This window comes from Dyella marensis (assembly GCF_900112865.1).
Lineage (GTDB): Bacteria > Pseudomonadota > Gammaproteobacteria > Xanthomonadales > Rhodanobacteraceae > Dyella_D > Dyella_D marensis_A.
Genome location: NZ_FONH01000003.1, coordinates 66,519 through 79,837, shown reverse-complemented (window position 1 = coordinate 79,837; position 13,319 = coordinate 66,519). Strand labels below are relative to the sequence as shown.

Here is a 13,319-nt window from a genome sequence, read left to right as displayed (position 1 = left end):
CGGGAGAAGGTGGCGGCAGCCGGATGAGGGTGCGGGCGGAGCGGTGCGCATCACTCTTGCGCTCCGCCCGTACCCTCACCCCAACCCCTCTCCCGATGGGAGAGGGGCTCCTTCTTCGACCAATCCCAGGCCCCCCATGCCCGACACCATCCCCACCTTCAACGGCTACGGTCTTGGCCTCCGCCGCGAGCACTATCGCGACTTCCTTGAAACGGACGTCCCCGTCGACTTCGTCGAAGTCATCTCCGAGAACTTCATGGTCGACGGCGGCCAGCCGCTGGATATCCTGCGCCGCGTGCGCGAACGGCACCCGGTGATCCTGCACGGCGTGTCGATGTCGATCGGTTCGGCGGATGGCCTGCGCGGCGATTATCTGCGCCGCCTGCGCAAGCTGGCCGATGCGATCGACCCGCTGTTCGTCTCCGATCACCTGAGCTGGTCGCGCTTCGCCCATTTCAATTCGCACGACCTGCTGCCGCTGCCCTATACCGAGGAAACCCTGGCCGTGGTCTGCCGCAATATCGACGTGGCGCAGGAAGCACTGGGCCGGCCGATGCTGTTCGAGAATCCGTCCAGCTACGTCAGCTTCGCGGCATCGACCATGACCGAATGGGAATTCCTGGCCGCTTTGAGCCGCCGCACCGGCTGCGGCCTGCTGCTGGACGTCAACAATATCTTCGTCAGTGCGCGCAACCACGGCTGGGATGCGCAGGCTTACTTGCGCGGTATCCCGGCCGGGAGCGTGCGCCAGATCCACCTGGCCGGCCACACCGAAGGCGAAGACCTGCTGATCGATACGCACGACCAACCCGTCAACGACGACGTATGGGCGCTGTACCGCAGCGCCATGGCCATGCTCGGACCGGTCGCCACCATGATCGAGCGCGACGACGCCATTCCCCCGCTGCCCGAACTGCTGGCCGAACTCGATATCGCTCGCAGCCTGCGCAAGGACGTCGCGACCTTGCAGGAGGCCGCGTGATGCTGGCCGAACTGCAGCGGGATTTCAGCGACTGGCTGGTGCTTGCGCAAGGCGGCGACGCCCTGCGCGGCGGACTGGTCGCCACGCGCGGACTGGCGGCGTATCAGAACAACTACCGCACCCAGCTGGTCAACGTGTTGCGTGCGAGCTATCCGCAACTGCGCGCAATGCTTGGCGACGAGGCATTCCTCGAACTCGCCATCCACCATATCGAGCATCGTCCGCCTTCTTCGTGGACGTTGGATGCCTACGGTGCGGACCTGGCCGAAAGCCTCCGCGCGCTCTATCCGCGCAACCCCGACCTGCAGGAGCTGGCGTGGATCGAATGGACGCTGTCGGAGGTCTTCGTCGCCGCGGACGCTTCGGCGCTGACGCCCGGCGACCTCGACGGCATCGATTGGGAGACCGCAACGCTGCGCCTCTCCCCCAGTCTTCGCCAACGCACCGCCACCACCAATGCGGCGGCGATCTGGTCGGCGCTGCAGGGCGAAACCACGCTGCCTGAGGCCGAAATGCTCGATGCACCGGCCGGCTTCGCGGCGTGGCGCCAGGGTTTCCGCTCGCGCCTTCGGCAACTCGACGCGATCGAGCATGCCGCCTTGCTCTCGCTGCATGAGGATGGCCGCTTCGGCGCGCTGTGTGATGCACTGGTCGAACACCTCGGCGAAGAGCATGGCATTGCGCGAGCGGGCCAGTTACTGGCCGACTGGATCGGCACCGGCATCGTGGTAGCCGTGGAAGCCTGAAGCCGCCGCGCGGCCTCGACCGCGCGGCGTCGGCGCGTTTACTTCCTTGCTGCCTCTCGCTGCCGCCGGTATTCCAGCGCCGGCAGACCGCCCCAGCCCCAGTTCTCCGTCGCCACTTCGTCGATCACCACGAAGGTGGATTCCAGCGGCTTGTTCAACACGTCCAGCATCAGCTGGCTGGCGCCCTTGATCAGCGCCGCTTTCTCTTCGGCGGTGGCCGCGTCGCGGCCGGGTGCCGTTCCCTCGCGGGTGATCTGGATATGGATGTAAGGCATGACGTTCTCCTCGCAATGATGGAAGGGGCGAACCACAGTCCGCCCCTGCGCTTCAGTGGCCGGCGCTCTGGCCGCCGTCGACATGCAGGATCTCGCCGGTGACGAAGCCGGCCGAATCCAGGTACAGCACCGCGTCCACGATGTCGGCCACCTCGCCCATGCGCCCGACCGGATGCAGCGCGGCCAGGAATCCATGTGTTTCCATCGGGTGCATCGGCGTCTTGATCACGCCCGGCGACACTGCATTCACGCGCACGCCGCGCTTGGCGTACTCGATGGCCAGCGACTTGGTGGCGGAGTTCAGGCCGCCTTTGGTGAGCGAAGCCAGTGCCGACGGCACGCCGTCGACCGCATGATCGGTCAGGCTGGTGGTGATGCTCACCACGTGGCCGCTGCCCTGCTTCTCCATCTCGGCGATGGCCAGCTGGGTGATATGGAAAAAACCGGTGAGATTGACCGCGATATTGGCCGCATAGTCGTCCGCCGTGAAGGCGGCGAACGGCTTGGCGGTGAAGATGCCGGCGTTGTTGACCAGGGTGTCGATGCGGCCGAAGCGTTCCAGCGCCTGCGCCACGATGCGCTCGGCCACGGCGCGCTCGGCGATGTCGCCGGGTACCGCGATCACGTCCGGATCGCTCGACGGCTGGATCGAACGGGAGTTGGCGACCACGCGGTAATTGCGGTCGCGCAAGGCCTTGACCAGGCTTGCGCCGATGCCCTGCGATGCGCCGGTGACGATGGCGACTTTCTGTTGGCTGTTCATGCTGTGCGTCTCATGTAGGTAAGGAGGTTCGGCTCGTGGCCGATCGGGCTGTGTGCCCGACGCCTCCAATCTAGGCGCGCACTGCAGACAAGCGAATCCCCGTTATCCGGTAGACATTCTTCCGCGCCGCGGTGGAATCGGCGGCTCCGGCGCCATCGCCACTTCCCTGGCCAGGCTGGCGAAACGCGCGCGCAGGCGCGGCAGCGCGAAGTCGGCGAAGGCGCGCACCTTAGGCACGGACAAGCGCCCGTAAGGCGAGACCAGGTGCACCGGAATCGGCGGCGGCTCCGCATCGGCCAGCACGATGCGCAGCTCGCCCTGCCGCACTTCCGACGCCACGTGATACGACAGCAGCCGCGTCACGCCATGTCCCTCGACCGCCGAGGCGATCGCAGCGCGCACGTTATTCACCACCAGCCGCGGCGTGAACGCCACTGCGCGCGGCACCGACGAGCCTTCCTGCGGTGGAAAGCTCCACGACTCCGGCCCCATGTGCGCCGACGCGATGATCTGGTGCTTGCCCAGATCCGCCGGCTCGGCGATGCGCGGGTGCCCGGCCAGATAGCGCGGCGATGCGACGACCACGCGCCGCACTTCGCCGACGCGATGCGCCACCAGGCTGGAGTCCGGCAGGTGGGTGATGCGCAAGGCCAGGTCCATGCCTTCGTCGATCAGGTTGACCGGCCGCTCCAGCAGATGCAGCCGCACGCTGACCGTGGGAAATTCGTCCATGTAGGCATCGACGATCGGCCGCAGGATTTCCACGCCGGCGAACACCGTGGCCGAAATGGTCAGCGTGCCGCGCGGCACCGAGCGCTCGCCCGCCGCGTTGCGGTCGGCCTCTTCCAGGTCCATGAGCAGCTTGCGGCAGGCGCTCGCGTAGCGCTCGCCCGCTTCGCTCAGCTTGAGCGAGCGCGTGGTGCGATGGAGCAGCGGTACGCCGACGTGCGCTTCGAGGAAGGCGATGGCGCGGCTGACCGCCGCGGCCGAACGCCCGGTCTTGCGGCTGGCGCCGGCAAGGCTGCCTTCGTCGAGCGCGGCGACAAAGACTTTCATGGCATCGAGGCGGTCCATCGGCGAACCGGGTCAGCTGCGCCCTGCGGGCGGGCGGCGATACATCGCGTACAGCCAGTAAACCGTCGGCGACCACCACAGGAGCGCGAGCGACACGGCCTTCAGGTAGCCGCTCTTGCCCATCTCGACGTCGTCCCAGGCCATCAGGGTGCCCATGCATCCCAGCAGCGCGAACGGAATGACCAGGAGGATCCAGGTCCAGAATCGCAGGCGCCTTGCGCTGGGAGAGGTCAGGCGTTCGGCCAGCCACGCTTCGCCGAAGCTGGCCTTCAATGGATCGGAGGTATCGCGCTCCGCATGCAGCATGTCGCGATAGAGTCCGTTGTCGCGCTCATCCAGCGTCATGGTGTTGAGGTCGTCAGAGCGCCGCTGCGTCACCGGACGACCGTCGACGGTCACGTCCTGCAGGCCGAGCTTGGCCTCGTTGCGGTTTTCGCTGCTCATGGACCTCTCCGTGGGCGGCCGGCGCGATGGGCGCCGCGCCGAGCATAACCGTTCTTCGCATCGTCCATGGAGCCGCCCGAGCTCAGGCAGACAGCGCCAGCATCAACCGGCTGATATCCCGCTTCAGGTCGAGATCGTCCAAGCTCGCCGCGTGCGTATTCGCCTGCGAAGCGCAACTCCACGCATCCGCGCGCCGTCCGCAGCCCAGATAGCGCCTGGCCAGTTCCAGCAGGATCGAGGCGCGGTACGTGTCGGCCCGCTCGGCGTGCTTGAGCGCACGCAGGTAGAGCGGCACCGCGGCGAGATCGTCATGAGTGAAGTCGGCCAGCGTCTCCCACGGAAACGGATGGCGCACGCCCTGCGCCTCCTGCTCCTCGCAATAGGCCAGCAAGGTGTTGTAGCTGTGCCAATAGGCAGCCGCCTGTCCGGATTCGTTCGCCTGGAACATCGACCTGGCGAGCGACGCGACGGTTTCGTACATCGGCGACGGTATGTCCATGGCGCGACCCCGCTCCTCCTGAGTTGCCCGAATGCCGGCAGAGTGCCCGGCCGTTTCGACGGATCAGGCCTTCCGCCTGGTCCGCGATGCTACCGGACGTCCATCGAAACCGGTAAGGCAGCAGATCAGCTTGCGTTCCGTCACCACGAAGGTCGCATCGTCGCTCTTGTCCTGCTGCCCGACGAAGAACAGCAGGCTGCGGTCCTTGCTGCCGGCCTTTTTCAACTCCTTCGCCTCGTTGCTTGCCGTTTCCACCTCGCGCAGCAAGGCGTTGCGCTGGCGCTGGCTCCAGTCGCTCCACGGTACCTTCACCTGGTACGGGCGACCGGGCTTGCCGTCATGCCATTCCTTCACGTCCATCTCGATCAGCGCGTACTCGTCGGTGACTTCCGGTGCGCGCCAGCCGATCGGGCCGTGGAACAGGTGCGGGATGGGATAGCGGATCAGCTGCTCCTGCCTGGTGCGCAGCCGCCAGATCACTTCGTCATAGGTGGTGCCGTAGAGGTCGAGGAAATGCAAATCGCGGTGGCGGTCGTTGGGAAAATTGAGATAGGCGCGGCAGATGTCGCGGAAGCTGGTGGTGATGCGCGCGCGCTGGCGCGCCCCCTGCTCCGGCGGCGTGGCGGGTGCGCGTCGCCCCTTGCCTTCTCCCTCCGTGGTGCTCGCACCCGGCGCGCCATCGGCAGGCGCGGTTTCCGCCGGCAGGCGAAAGCCCGCGGGCATGTAGCCGGGAAAGCTGCCGTCCTGCGCACTCAGCGATTCGGCGCGGGCGCGCTTGAGCAACTCGGCCTCGCCGTTGCTCGGGCACCACGGCGGGCATTTCGGCTTGGCGGCGAAATGGGCGCGGCGCAGGTTCTCGGGGCGGTACGAGGTGGGATAGACCTTGGAGCCGCAATCCGGGCACACGAATCCGTCCGGATCGACCGGCTCCATCGACCACAGGTCTTCGGCATCGACGTCCTGGCCGGTATGGATGCTGGTGGCGCGAAACATGGTCGTTCGCCTTGCTTTGGTCCTGGCGCAAGCCTAGTGCATGTCGCTCTTTTGCCAATGCCCGCCGCATTGACAACTGGACCGACCGGTCTATAGATTCTACGCCCATGAAAACCACCGAAGCCCCCGGCACGCGTGACCGCCTGATCGGCGCCATGTTCGATTCGCTGCAGCGCAAGGGCCTGCATGGCGTGGGCCTGAGCGAGATCCTGCACGATGCGCAGGCCCCGAAAGGCGTGATGTATCACCACTTCCCCGGCGGCAAGGCGGATCTCGCGGTGGCGGCGATCGAGGCCGGCGCGGCGCAGATCAAGGCGAGCCTGCTGCAGGTGATCGAAGCGCACGCCGATCCGGCGGATGCGCTGAAAATCTGGTGGGGCCATGCACACAAGCGCCTGGAGCGCAGCGGCTTCGAACGCGGCTGTCCGCTGGCGGCCATTTCGCTGGAATCCACGCCCGACGACATCGCGCTGCGCGACGCCCTGGCGCAGGCCTTCGGCGCATTTCGCGAACTGGTGGCGGACCTGCTGGCCGGCGCCGGGATCGGCGCGAAACGCTCGACCCAGCTGGCGGCGCTGATCGTGTCCGCCTACGAAGGCTCGCTGATCCAGGCCCGCGTGGCCGGCAGCGCGAAGCCGGTGAACGATACGGTGGAGATGCTGCTCGGACTGCTGCGCATCGAACTTGCCAACGCGAAGGAGTCCCGCGCTTGAACACCGTCAACGCCGCTTCCGGCCAGCCGCTTACCCTGCTCGCACAGGACGGCTATCGCCTCGGTGCCACGCTGCATCCGGCGCAAGGCGAGGAGACCGCGCGCATCGTCGTCGGCAGCGCCACTGGCGTGCCGCAAGGCTTCTATCGGCGCTTCGCCGAATTCGCCGGCGCGCGCGGCTATACCGTGCTGACCATGGATTACCGCGGCGTAGGCACGTCGCGGCCGGCGAGCCTCAAGGGCTTCGCCATGCGTTTCCTCGACTGGGGCACGCAGGACCTCGCCGCGGCCGTGGCGCACATGGCGGACGGCGAGGTGCCGCTGTATCTGGTCGGCCATTCCTTCGGCGGCCACGCCCTGGGCCTGTTGCCCAATCACGAGCGCCTCGCCGGCGCCTACCTGTTCGGTGTCGGCGCCGGTTGGCATGGCTGGATGCCGCAACCCGAGCGCACGCGCATCTGGCTGGCCTGGAACGTGCTGCTGCCGATGCTGACGCGTTGGAAAGGCTATATGCCGTGGAAACTGCTGGGCGCGGGCGAAGACCTGCCGCTGGGCGTGTATCGCGACTGGCGCCGCTGGTGCGGCTTTCCGCATTACTTCTTCGACGACCCCGCGATGGCGCACATGGCCGACGTCTATGCGCGTGTACGCACACCCATCGTCGCCGCCAACGCGAAGGATGACCTGTGGGCGCTGCCGCGCTCGCGCGACGCTTTCGTCGGCGGCTACCGCCATGCGCCGCTGGAACGCCGCGATATCGATGCGAAGGCGGAAGGACTGGGTTCGCTGGGCCACATGGGCTACTTCCGCCAGCATGCGCAACCGTTGTGGGAGGAAGCGCTGGCCTGGTTCGGCACGCTCGGCGCGAACCCCGCCGGACAGCGCGCCGCATGAAGAGCGCACCAGCCGACCGACTGCGCATCCTGCGCTGGCTGCTCGCCGCGAATGTGGCAGCGTCGATCCTGCACTACGTCGACAACGTGCTGTTCTTCGCGCAATACCCCGAGCCATGGTGGATCGACACGCACATCATCGATGCGTTCTGGTTCGCCATGACGCCGCTGGCGTGGCTGGGCTATCGCCTGATGCGGCGCAGCCGCACGCCGATCGGCGCCGGCGTGCTCTACCTGTACGCCGCGGCCGGCCTGCTGGTACTCGGCCATTACCGCTATGCGCCATGGTGCGGCATCGCCGCGCGCATCCACGTGTTCATCCTGCTGGAGGCCATCGCCGCGCTGGTCTTGGCGGCGTGGGTCGCGTGGATGCAATTCGACGGCCGACGCGCGGGCCGGCTGGCCCACGGCTGACCGCAGGAACTTGCCTCACGTCCGGCCGGCGTCCCGCGCGGCACACTGCGTCGAAAGAAGGCCAGGAGCCGCCATGTCACGTGGACCCATCGCGCTGTCGCTCGCCATCGCCGCGCTGTTCGCCGCATCTGCGCCGGCCCAGGTGCGCCGGACCATGACGCCGCCACGCGCCATCACGCTATGCCAACCGAAGGCTCCGGGCGCGGGCGAGCAGAACGCCTCCGCCAGGCGCATCCTCGCCGCCGCGGAAAAGCACCTGGACGACAAACCCCACGCGCTCGCCCACGTGCACACCGAAGGCACCCTGCCGCACCAGGGCATCCGCGACGCAAGCATCGACGCCGAGCGCGACTGGCCACTGGCGCGGCAGGCAGCGCTGGCATGGCGGCTGAGTGCCGACGCGCGCTACCTGCGGCAGGTCGATGATTATCTCGCCGCCTGGTCCGCCGCCTACCAGCCGGATTTCAATCCGATCGACGAGACCAACCTCGACGGTCTGATCGATGCCTACGTGCTCACCTCCGCCGCGCTGCCCGCCTCCACGCGCGATGCCACCCGCGCATTGCTGCGCAAGCTGGGCGAGGGCTATATCGAACGTATCCATGCCTTCCCGGCCGGGCACAAAGCCGGCACCGCCAGCAATAACTGGCAAAGCCACCGCGTGAAGCTGGTAACGCTTGCCGCCGCCGCGCTCGGCGACCAGGCCATGCTGAAGACCGCGCACGAGCTGTTCGCGCGCCAGGTCGCCGGCAACATCAAGCCCGGCGGCGAGGTGATCGACTTCGCCGAACGCGACGCGCTGCATTACGTGGTCTACGACCTGCAGCCGCTGGTCGCCGCCGCGCTCGCGGCCAGGCCGTTCGGCGACGACTGGCTGCATGAGGCCAGCCCGCAGGGCGCTTCGGTGGCCAAGGCGCTGGACTGGCTGCGTCCGTATGCCGAAGGCGGCAAGACGCACGAGGAGTTCGTGCACACGCACGTGAAGTTCGACCGCGATCGCGAACAGGCCGGTGAGCAGGGCTACAGCGGGCCGTGGGACCCCAAGAGCGCAGCCTCGCTGTACTGGCTGGCGGCGCAACTGGACACCGGCTACCTCCCGGTCGCCCAGCGGCTGTCGCCCCAGCCGCCGGACTGGATCGGCGCCTGCTCGTTCGGCCAATGACCTGCAGGCCGCGTCGGCGGCCTCGCACTCTGCTACCTTCCGGCGGGTTTCCACCACCGCCAAGGTCCGCCATGTCCCGCTTCGCTCCGCGCCTGCTCGGCTTCTCCCTGCTCTGCGCCCTGGCCCTGCCGGCCCTGGCCGACACGCCGCCGGCGAACAAGTCGGCCACGCCGAAAGAACTGCTGCAGCAGTCCAAGCCCGGGGAATGGCGCAAGCCCGATCCGAACAACCTGCTGGAAATGCGCCTGCCGCAGGGCAAGGTGCTGATCGAGCTGGCGCCGGACTTCACGCCGCTGCATGCGGACAACATCCGCACCCTGGTGCGCGAACACTATTTCGACGGCTTGGCGATCATCCGCGTGCAGGATAACTTCGTCACGCAATGGGGCGATCCGGAAGACGACGACAAGGGCGACAAGAGCAAGCTGCGCTCGCTCGGCAAAGCCAAGAAGACCGTGCCTTCGGAGTACACCCGCCCGATCGACGCCAAGCTGCCATGGACCGCGCTGCCGGACGGCGACGTCTACGCGCCGGAAGTCGGTTTCGTCGAAGGCTTCCCCGCCGCCCGCGACAAGGCCAGCGGACAGGAATGGCTGACGCATTGCTATGGCGCGGTCGGCGTGGCGCGCGATGTGGGCCCGGAGACCGGCAGCGGCAGCTCGCTGTACGCGATCATCGGCCAGGCGCCGCGCGGGCTGGACCGCAATCTCGCGGTGGCCGGCCGGGTGATCCAGGGCATGGAATTCCTCTCGGCCTTCCCGCGCGGCACCGGCCCGCTGGGTTTCTACGAGAAGCCGGAACAACGCACCGCCATCGCCTCGGTGAAGCTGGCGGCGGACATGCCGGCGAAGGAGCGTCCGAACATCGAAGTGCTGCGCACCGACAGCGCCACCTTCGCGGCGCTGATCGAAGCCAAGCGCAACCGGCGCGACGATTTCTATCGCAACCCGGCGGGCAAGATCGATCTGTGCAGCATCAATATCCCGGTGCGCGAAGCCAAGCCCTGAGCAGCATCAACTGCGGGCGTAGGTTGGGGTGAGCGCAGCGAACCCCAACGTGGCGCGGAGGTGTGAGGTCCGTTGGGGTTCGCTGCGCTCACCCCAACCTACGCCGGATATCGTGCAGCTGCCTGGATCAGGCCGTTGCGCCAGCGTGAACAGGCTCTAAGCGCGACACCCGGCGCATACACAAATTTTTCGCGTCTGCGGTTATCTCTCGACGATGGAAGATGCGCGGGAGAAAGGCATGAAGCGAAGCCGCAAGGTGTGGATCTGGTCGCTGGTTGCGCTGCCGGTGCTGCTGGTGCTTATCGCCGTGGTGGTGATAGCGACCTATGACTGGAACCGGCTGAAGCCCACCATCAACGACAAGGTGAGCCAGGCGGTGGGCCGGCCGTTCGTGATCCAGGGCGACCTCAGCGTGGCCTGGCGCCGCGAGCCCGGCGAAAGCGGACTTGGCGGCCTGCTTCCCTGGCCGGAGCTGATCGCGCGGGACATCCGCATCGCCAACCCGCAGTGGGCAAAGCAGCCGCAGTTCGCGCAGCTCGACGCCGTGCGCGTGCGCGTAGCGCCGCTGCCCTTGCTGGCGCATCGCATCGTCATTCCCAGCGTGCAGCTGGAGCATCCGGTGGTGGACCTGGAACGGCTCTCGCCCGAGCAGGCCAACTGGGACTTCGCCTTCGGCAAGAGCGACCAGCCTTCCTCGTGGAAGATGGATCTGCGCGCGATCGGTTTCGACCGCGGCCAGATCGGCTACGACGACGCGGTGAGCAAGGTGCAGCTGCAGGTCGACGTGCAGCCGCTGCAACAGGCGATTCCCTTCGACCAGATCATGCAGCAGCAAGCCGACGACGCGCGCGACCAGGCCGCGCGCACCGCCGGCGGCGCGGCGCGCAAGGCGCTGGCCGCAGCGAAGGAAAAGGACGAGGACAAGGTCGACGCCAAGGCCTCGCGCACGGCCTACCTGTTCGCCTGGCAGGCCAGCGGCAGCTACCAGGGCGCGCCGCTCAAAGGCAGCGGCAAGACCGGCGGCGTGATCGCGCTGCAGGACACCGACCGGCCGTTCCCGCTGCAGGCGGACGTGCATGTCGGCGACAGCCATATCGCCCTGGTCGGCACGCTGACCGACCCGCTGCACCTGGGCGCGCTGGACGTGAAGCTGTGGTTCTCCGGCACCAGCATGGCCAAGCTCTATCCGATCACCGGCGTGACCTTGCCGGATACGCCGCCCTACGCGACCGAGGGCCATCTCGTCGCGCAGCTTGCGCGCAGCGGCAACCACTTCAGCTATCGCAACTTCCGTGGGCGCGTCGGCGGCAGCGACCTGGCCGGCAACCTGGATTTCGTCACCGGCGGCGCGCGGCCGAAACTGAGTGGCACCCTGCGCTCGCAGTTGCTGCAGTTCGCCGACCTGGCGCCGCTGATCGGTGCCGACTCCAATGCGGAAAAACAGCGCCGCGGCGACGCCACGCCGCAGCCGTCCGACAAGGCGCTGCCGGTGGAACCGTTCCGCACCGAGCGCTGGAAAGCCATGGACGCCGACGTGCACTTCACCGGCGCGCGCATCGTGCGCGGCGCGGACCTGCCGATCGACTCGCTGGAAACGCACCTGGTGCTGGACAACGGCGTGCTGCTGCTGGATCCGCTGGATTTCGGCGTGGCCGGCGGGCGCATCGGCAGCACGGTCCGCCTGGATGGCAGCCAGACGCCGATGCGCGGCGCGGTCAACCTGCGCCTGCGCGGGCTGAAGCTCAAGCAGTTGTTCCCGAACTTCGAGGCAATGAAGGCCAGCTTCGGCGAGATCAACGGCGACGCCAACCTCAACGCGCGTGGCAATTCGGTGGCTGCCCTGCTCGGCAGCGCGGACGGCGAGCTGAAGCTGCTGATGAACGACGGCGCGATCAGCAAGAACCTGTTGGAAACCGCCGGCCTCAACGTGGGCAACATCGTCATCGGCAAGCTGTTCGGCGACAAGGTGGTGAAGATCAACTGCGCCGCCACCGACTTCGCGGCCGACAACGGCGTGTTCAACACGCGGCTGTTCGTGTTCGACACCGAAGACGCGCTGATCAATGTCGATGGCAAGGTGAACTTCGCCACCGAGCAGCTGGACCTGGACGTGAAGCCGCACAGCAAGGGCCTGCGCATCTTCACCCTGCGCTCGCCGCTGTACGTGCGCGGCACCCTCAAGAACCCCGACGTGGGCGTGCACACCGGGCCGCTGCTGCTGCGCGGCGGCGGCGCCGTGGCGCTGGGCGTGCTCGCCGCACCGGCGGCGGCCCTGCTGCCGCTGGTGGTGGCGAGCCAGGGCGGCCAGCCCAATACCTGCCAGCAGGTGCTGCAGCAGCTGCGCGCGGGCAAGGCTTCGACAAAATAACGGCGCAGGTTGGGGTTGGGCTGGTGGCCAACCAAAGCAAATTCAATCGTTTATATACGTCACGCCTGTTGGGGTTCGCCTGCGGCTCACCCCAACCTACACTTGCACTCGATATTCTTTCGATATATCGTCAGCGCCAACTTACGATATATCGGAATCCGTCATGCGCAGCCCTCGCCAGTTCTTCCACGCCCTCCGCCAGTACCACCACCTGCACCATCACTACTTCCGCGAGCGCTGCCATCCCTTCCAGGCCGACGACATGGACTGGGACGGCGGCGAGCGCTACCGCCGCCAGCACGATCACTACGAGCGCCACGCCGGTCGCGGCCATCACTTCGGCGAGCGCATGGGCGGCGATTTCTTCGCCGAATGGGCCGGCCTGCGCGGCGGCGGGCGCCGCGGCGGCGGTGGCCGCATGTTCGGCCACGGCGATCTCAAGCTGCTGCTGCTGGCGCTGATCGAGCAGCAGCCGCGCCACGGCTACGAGCTGATCCGCCTGATCGAGGAGATGTTCCACGGCCACTACTCGCCCAGCCCCGGCGCGATCTATCCGACGCTGACCATGCTCGAGGAACTGGGCCATGCCCAGGTCGAGAACGAACAAGGCGGCCGCAAGCTCTACGCCATCACCGACGCCGGACGCACCTTCCTGGAAGAGAACCGCGCAGCGGTGGAAGCGGTGATGAGCCGCACCGAGCAGAGCGCGCGCATGGCAGCAAAGATGTCGATGCCGATGTCGATCCGCAACGCCATGCATGCGCTCAAGCACGCACTGCTGATGCGCGGCACCGAGTGGACCAAGGCGGAGACGCAGCGAGTAGCGTCGATCCTGGAGAAGGCCGCGGCCGACATCGCCGCGGGTTCGCGACGCGAGTGATCTGCGCGTAAACCTGTAGCCGGGCATGCGATAACGCAGCCCGGCTTGAAATGCCCCTCGGCGTTGCCCACATCAACGCCACCGCAATATCGATCCCCGGCGCCACG

15 protein-coding genes are annotated in these 13,319 nt (G+C 67.4%); 9 read left to right on the top strand and 6 right to left on the bottom strand.

Translation table 11 applies throughout. The features are described 5' to 3' along the window. Positions 1-136 precede the first annotated feature (136 nt). Together BM172_RS06055 and BM172_RS06050 are read left to right on the top strand one after the other, a co-directional pair. On the top strand, positions 137-982 hold the full coding sequence (locus BM172_RS06055; RefSeq protein ID WP_026635988.1) for an MNIO family bufferin maturase: 846 nt from the start codon (positions 137-139) through the stop codon (positions 980-982). Beyond that, positions 982-1,728 (top strand): HvfC/BufC N-terminal domain-containing protein, encoded by a 747-nt coding sequence (locus BM172_RS06050; RefSeq protein ID WP_197022877.1) that lies wholly within the window; start codon positions 982-984, stop codon positions 1,726-1,728. The genes BM172_RS06055 and BM172_RS06050 overlap by 1 nt, the downstream gene beginning before the upstream one ends. A gap of 38 nt (positions 1,729-1,766) precedes the next feature. On the opposite strand, the gene BM172_RS06045 is transcribed toward BM172_RS06050, so the two are convergent. The 6 genes from BM172_RS06045 to BM172_RS06020 form a co-directional block, all read right to left on the bottom strand. Beyond that, positions 1,767-2,003: a tautomerase family protein gene (locus BM172_RS06045; protein ID WP_026635986.1), complete on the bottom strand. Its 237-nt coding sequence runs from the start codon at positions 2,001-2,003 to the stop codon at positions 1,767-1,769. Positions 2,004-2,055: 52 nt separating this feature from the next. Further along, complete coding sequence (locus BM172_RS06040; RefSeq protein WP_026635985.1) at positions 2,056-2,766, bottom strand: SDR family NAD(P)-dependent oxidoreductase; 711 nt, start codon at positions 2,764-2,766, stop codon at positions 2,056-2,058. Positions 2,767-2,868: 102 nt separating this feature from the next. Next, entirely contained in the window at positions 2,869-3,822 is a 954-nt protein-coding gene (locus BM172_RS06035; RefSeq protein ID WP_231504224.1) for a LysR family transcriptional regulator, read from the bottom strand. Positions 3,823-3,852: 30 nt separating this feature from the next. Further along, positions 3,853-4,284 carry a hypothetical protein gene (locus BM172_RS06030; RefSeq protein WP_026635983.1) on the bottom strand — a complete coding sequence of 144 codons (432 nt, stop codon included), beginning with the start codon at positions 4,282-4,284 and terminating at the stop codon, positions 3,853-3,855. A gap of 82 nt (positions 4,285-4,366) precedes the next feature. Beyond that, positions 4,367-4,783, bottom strand: coding sequence for a hypothetical protein (locus tag BM172_RS06025; RefSeq protein WP_143096470.1), 417 nt, complete (start codon positions 4,781-4,783; stop codon positions 4,367-4,369). A gap of 63 nt (positions 4,784-4,846) precedes the next feature. After that, positions 4,847-5,776, bottom strand: a complete 930-nt coding sequence (locus BM172_RS06020; RefSeq protein WP_026635981.1) for a competence protein CoiA family protein — start codon at positions 5,774-5,776, stop codon at positions 4,847-4,849. A 107-nt stretch (positions 5,777-5,883) separates the two neighbouring features. Between BM172_RS06020 and BM172_RS06015 the strand changes: the two genes are divergently transcribed. The 7 genes from BM172_RS06015 (at position 5,884) to BM172_RS05985 (ending at position 13,212) form a co-directional block, all read left to right on the top strand. Beyond that, positions 5,884-6,489 carry a TetR/AcrR family transcriptional regulator gene (locus BM172_RS06015; protein ID WP_026635980.1) on the top strand — a complete coding sequence of 202 codons (606 nt, stop codon included), beginning with the start codon at positions 5,884-5,886 and terminating at the stop codon, positions 6,487-6,489. Next, the gene (locus tag BM172_RS06010; RefSeq protein WP_035323732.1) at positions 6,486-7,382 is read left to right on the top strand and encodes an alpha/beta hydrolase family protein; all 897 of its coding nucleotides are present in this window, start codon (positions 6,486-6,488) and stop codon (positions 7,380-7,382) included. Before BM172_RS06015 ends, BM172_RS06010 begins: the two co-directional genes overlap by 4 nt. Next, positions 7,379-7,795, top strand: a complete 417-nt coding sequence (locus BM172_RS06005; protein ID WP_051548867.1) for a hypothetical protein — start codon at positions 7,379-7,381, stop codon at positions 7,793-7,795. Before BM172_RS06010 ends, BM172_RS06005 begins: the two co-directional genes overlap by 4 nt. A 73-nt stretch (positions 7,796-7,868) precedes the next feature. Next, the gene (locus BM172_RS06000) at positions 7,869-8,957 is read left to right on the top strand and encodes an alginate lyase family protein (protein WP_026635978.1); all 1,089 of its coding nucleotides are present in this window, start codon (positions 7,869-7,871) and stop codon (positions 8,955-8,957) included. 71 nt (positions 8,958-9,028) lie between these two features. Then, complete coding sequence (locus BM172_RS05995; RefSeq protein WP_051548865.1) at positions 9,029-9,964, top strand: peptidylprolyl isomerase; 936 nt, start codon at positions 9,029-9,031, stop codon at positions 9,962-9,964. A gap of 238 nt (positions 9,965-10,202) precedes the next feature. After that, positions 10,203-12,332, top strand: coding sequence for an AsmA family protein (locus BM172_RS05990; RefSeq protein WP_026635976.1), 2,130 nt, complete (start codon positions 10,203-10,205; stop codon positions 12,330-12,332). A 163-nt stretch (positions 12,333-12,495) separates the two neighbouring features. Then, positions 12,496-13,212: a PadR family transcriptional regulator gene (locus BM172_RS05985; protein WP_231504223.1), complete on the top strand. Its 717-nt coding sequence runs from the start codon at positions 12,496-12,498 to the stop codon at positions 13,210-13,212. Positions 13,213-13,319 lie beyond the last annotated feature (107 nt).

Coding starts and splice junctions, on each gene's coding strand:
- BM172_RS06055 (WP_026635988.1), top strand. CDS start 137: ATGCCCGACACCATCCCCACCTTCAACGGCTACGGTCTTGGCCTCCGC.
- BM172_RS06030 (WP_026635983.1), bottom strand. CDS start 4,284: ATGAGCAGCGAAAACCGCAACGAGGCCAAGCTCGGCCTGCAGGACGTG.
- BM172_RS05985 (WP_231504223.1), top strand. CDS start 12,496: ATGCGCAGCCCTCGCCAGTTCTTCCACGCCCTCCGCCAGTACCACCAC.
- BM172_RS06005 (WP_051548867.1), top strand. CDS start 7,379: ATGAAGAGCGCACCAGCCGACCGACTGCGCATCCTGCGCTGGCTGCTC.
- BM172_RS06020 (WP_026635981.1), bottom strand. CDS start 5,776: ATGTTTCGCGCCACCAGCATCCATACCGGCCAGGACGTCGATGCCGAA.
- BM172_RS06045 (WP_026635986.1), bottom strand. CDS start 2,003: ATGCCTTACATCCATATCCAGATCACCCGCGAGGGAACGGCACCCGGC.
- BM172_RS06000 (WP_026635978.1), top strand. CDS start 7,869: ATGTCACGTGGACCCATCGCGCTGTCGCTCGCCATCGCCGCGCTGTTC.
- BM172_RS06025 (WP_143096470.1), bottom strand. CDS start 4,783: ATGGACATACCGTCGCCGATGTACGAAACCGTCGCGTCGCTCGCCAGG.
- BM172_RS06040 (WP_026635985.1), bottom strand. CDS start 2,766: ATGAACAGCCAACAGAAAGTCGCCATCGTCACCGGCGCATCGCAGGGC.
- BM172_RS05990 (WP_026635976.1), top strand. CDS start 10,203: ATGAAGCGAAGCCGCAAGGTGTGGATCTGGTCGCTGGTTGCGCTGCCG.
- BM172_RS05995 (WP_051548865.1), top strand. CDS start 9,029: ATGTCCCGCTTCGCTCCGCGCCTGCTCGGCTTCTCCCTGCTCTGCGCC.
- BM172_RS06015 (WP_026635980.1), top strand. CDS start 5,884: ATGAAAACCACCGAAGCCCCCGGCACGCGTGACCGCCTGATCGGCGCC.
- BM172_RS06035 (WP_231504224.1), bottom strand. CDS start 3,822: ATGAAAGTCTTTGTCGCCGCGCTCGACGAAGGCAGCCTTGCCGGCGCC.
- BM172_RS06050 (WP_197022877.1), top strand. CDS start 982: ATGCTGGCCGAACTGCAGCGGGATTTCAGCGACTGGCTGGTGCTTGCG.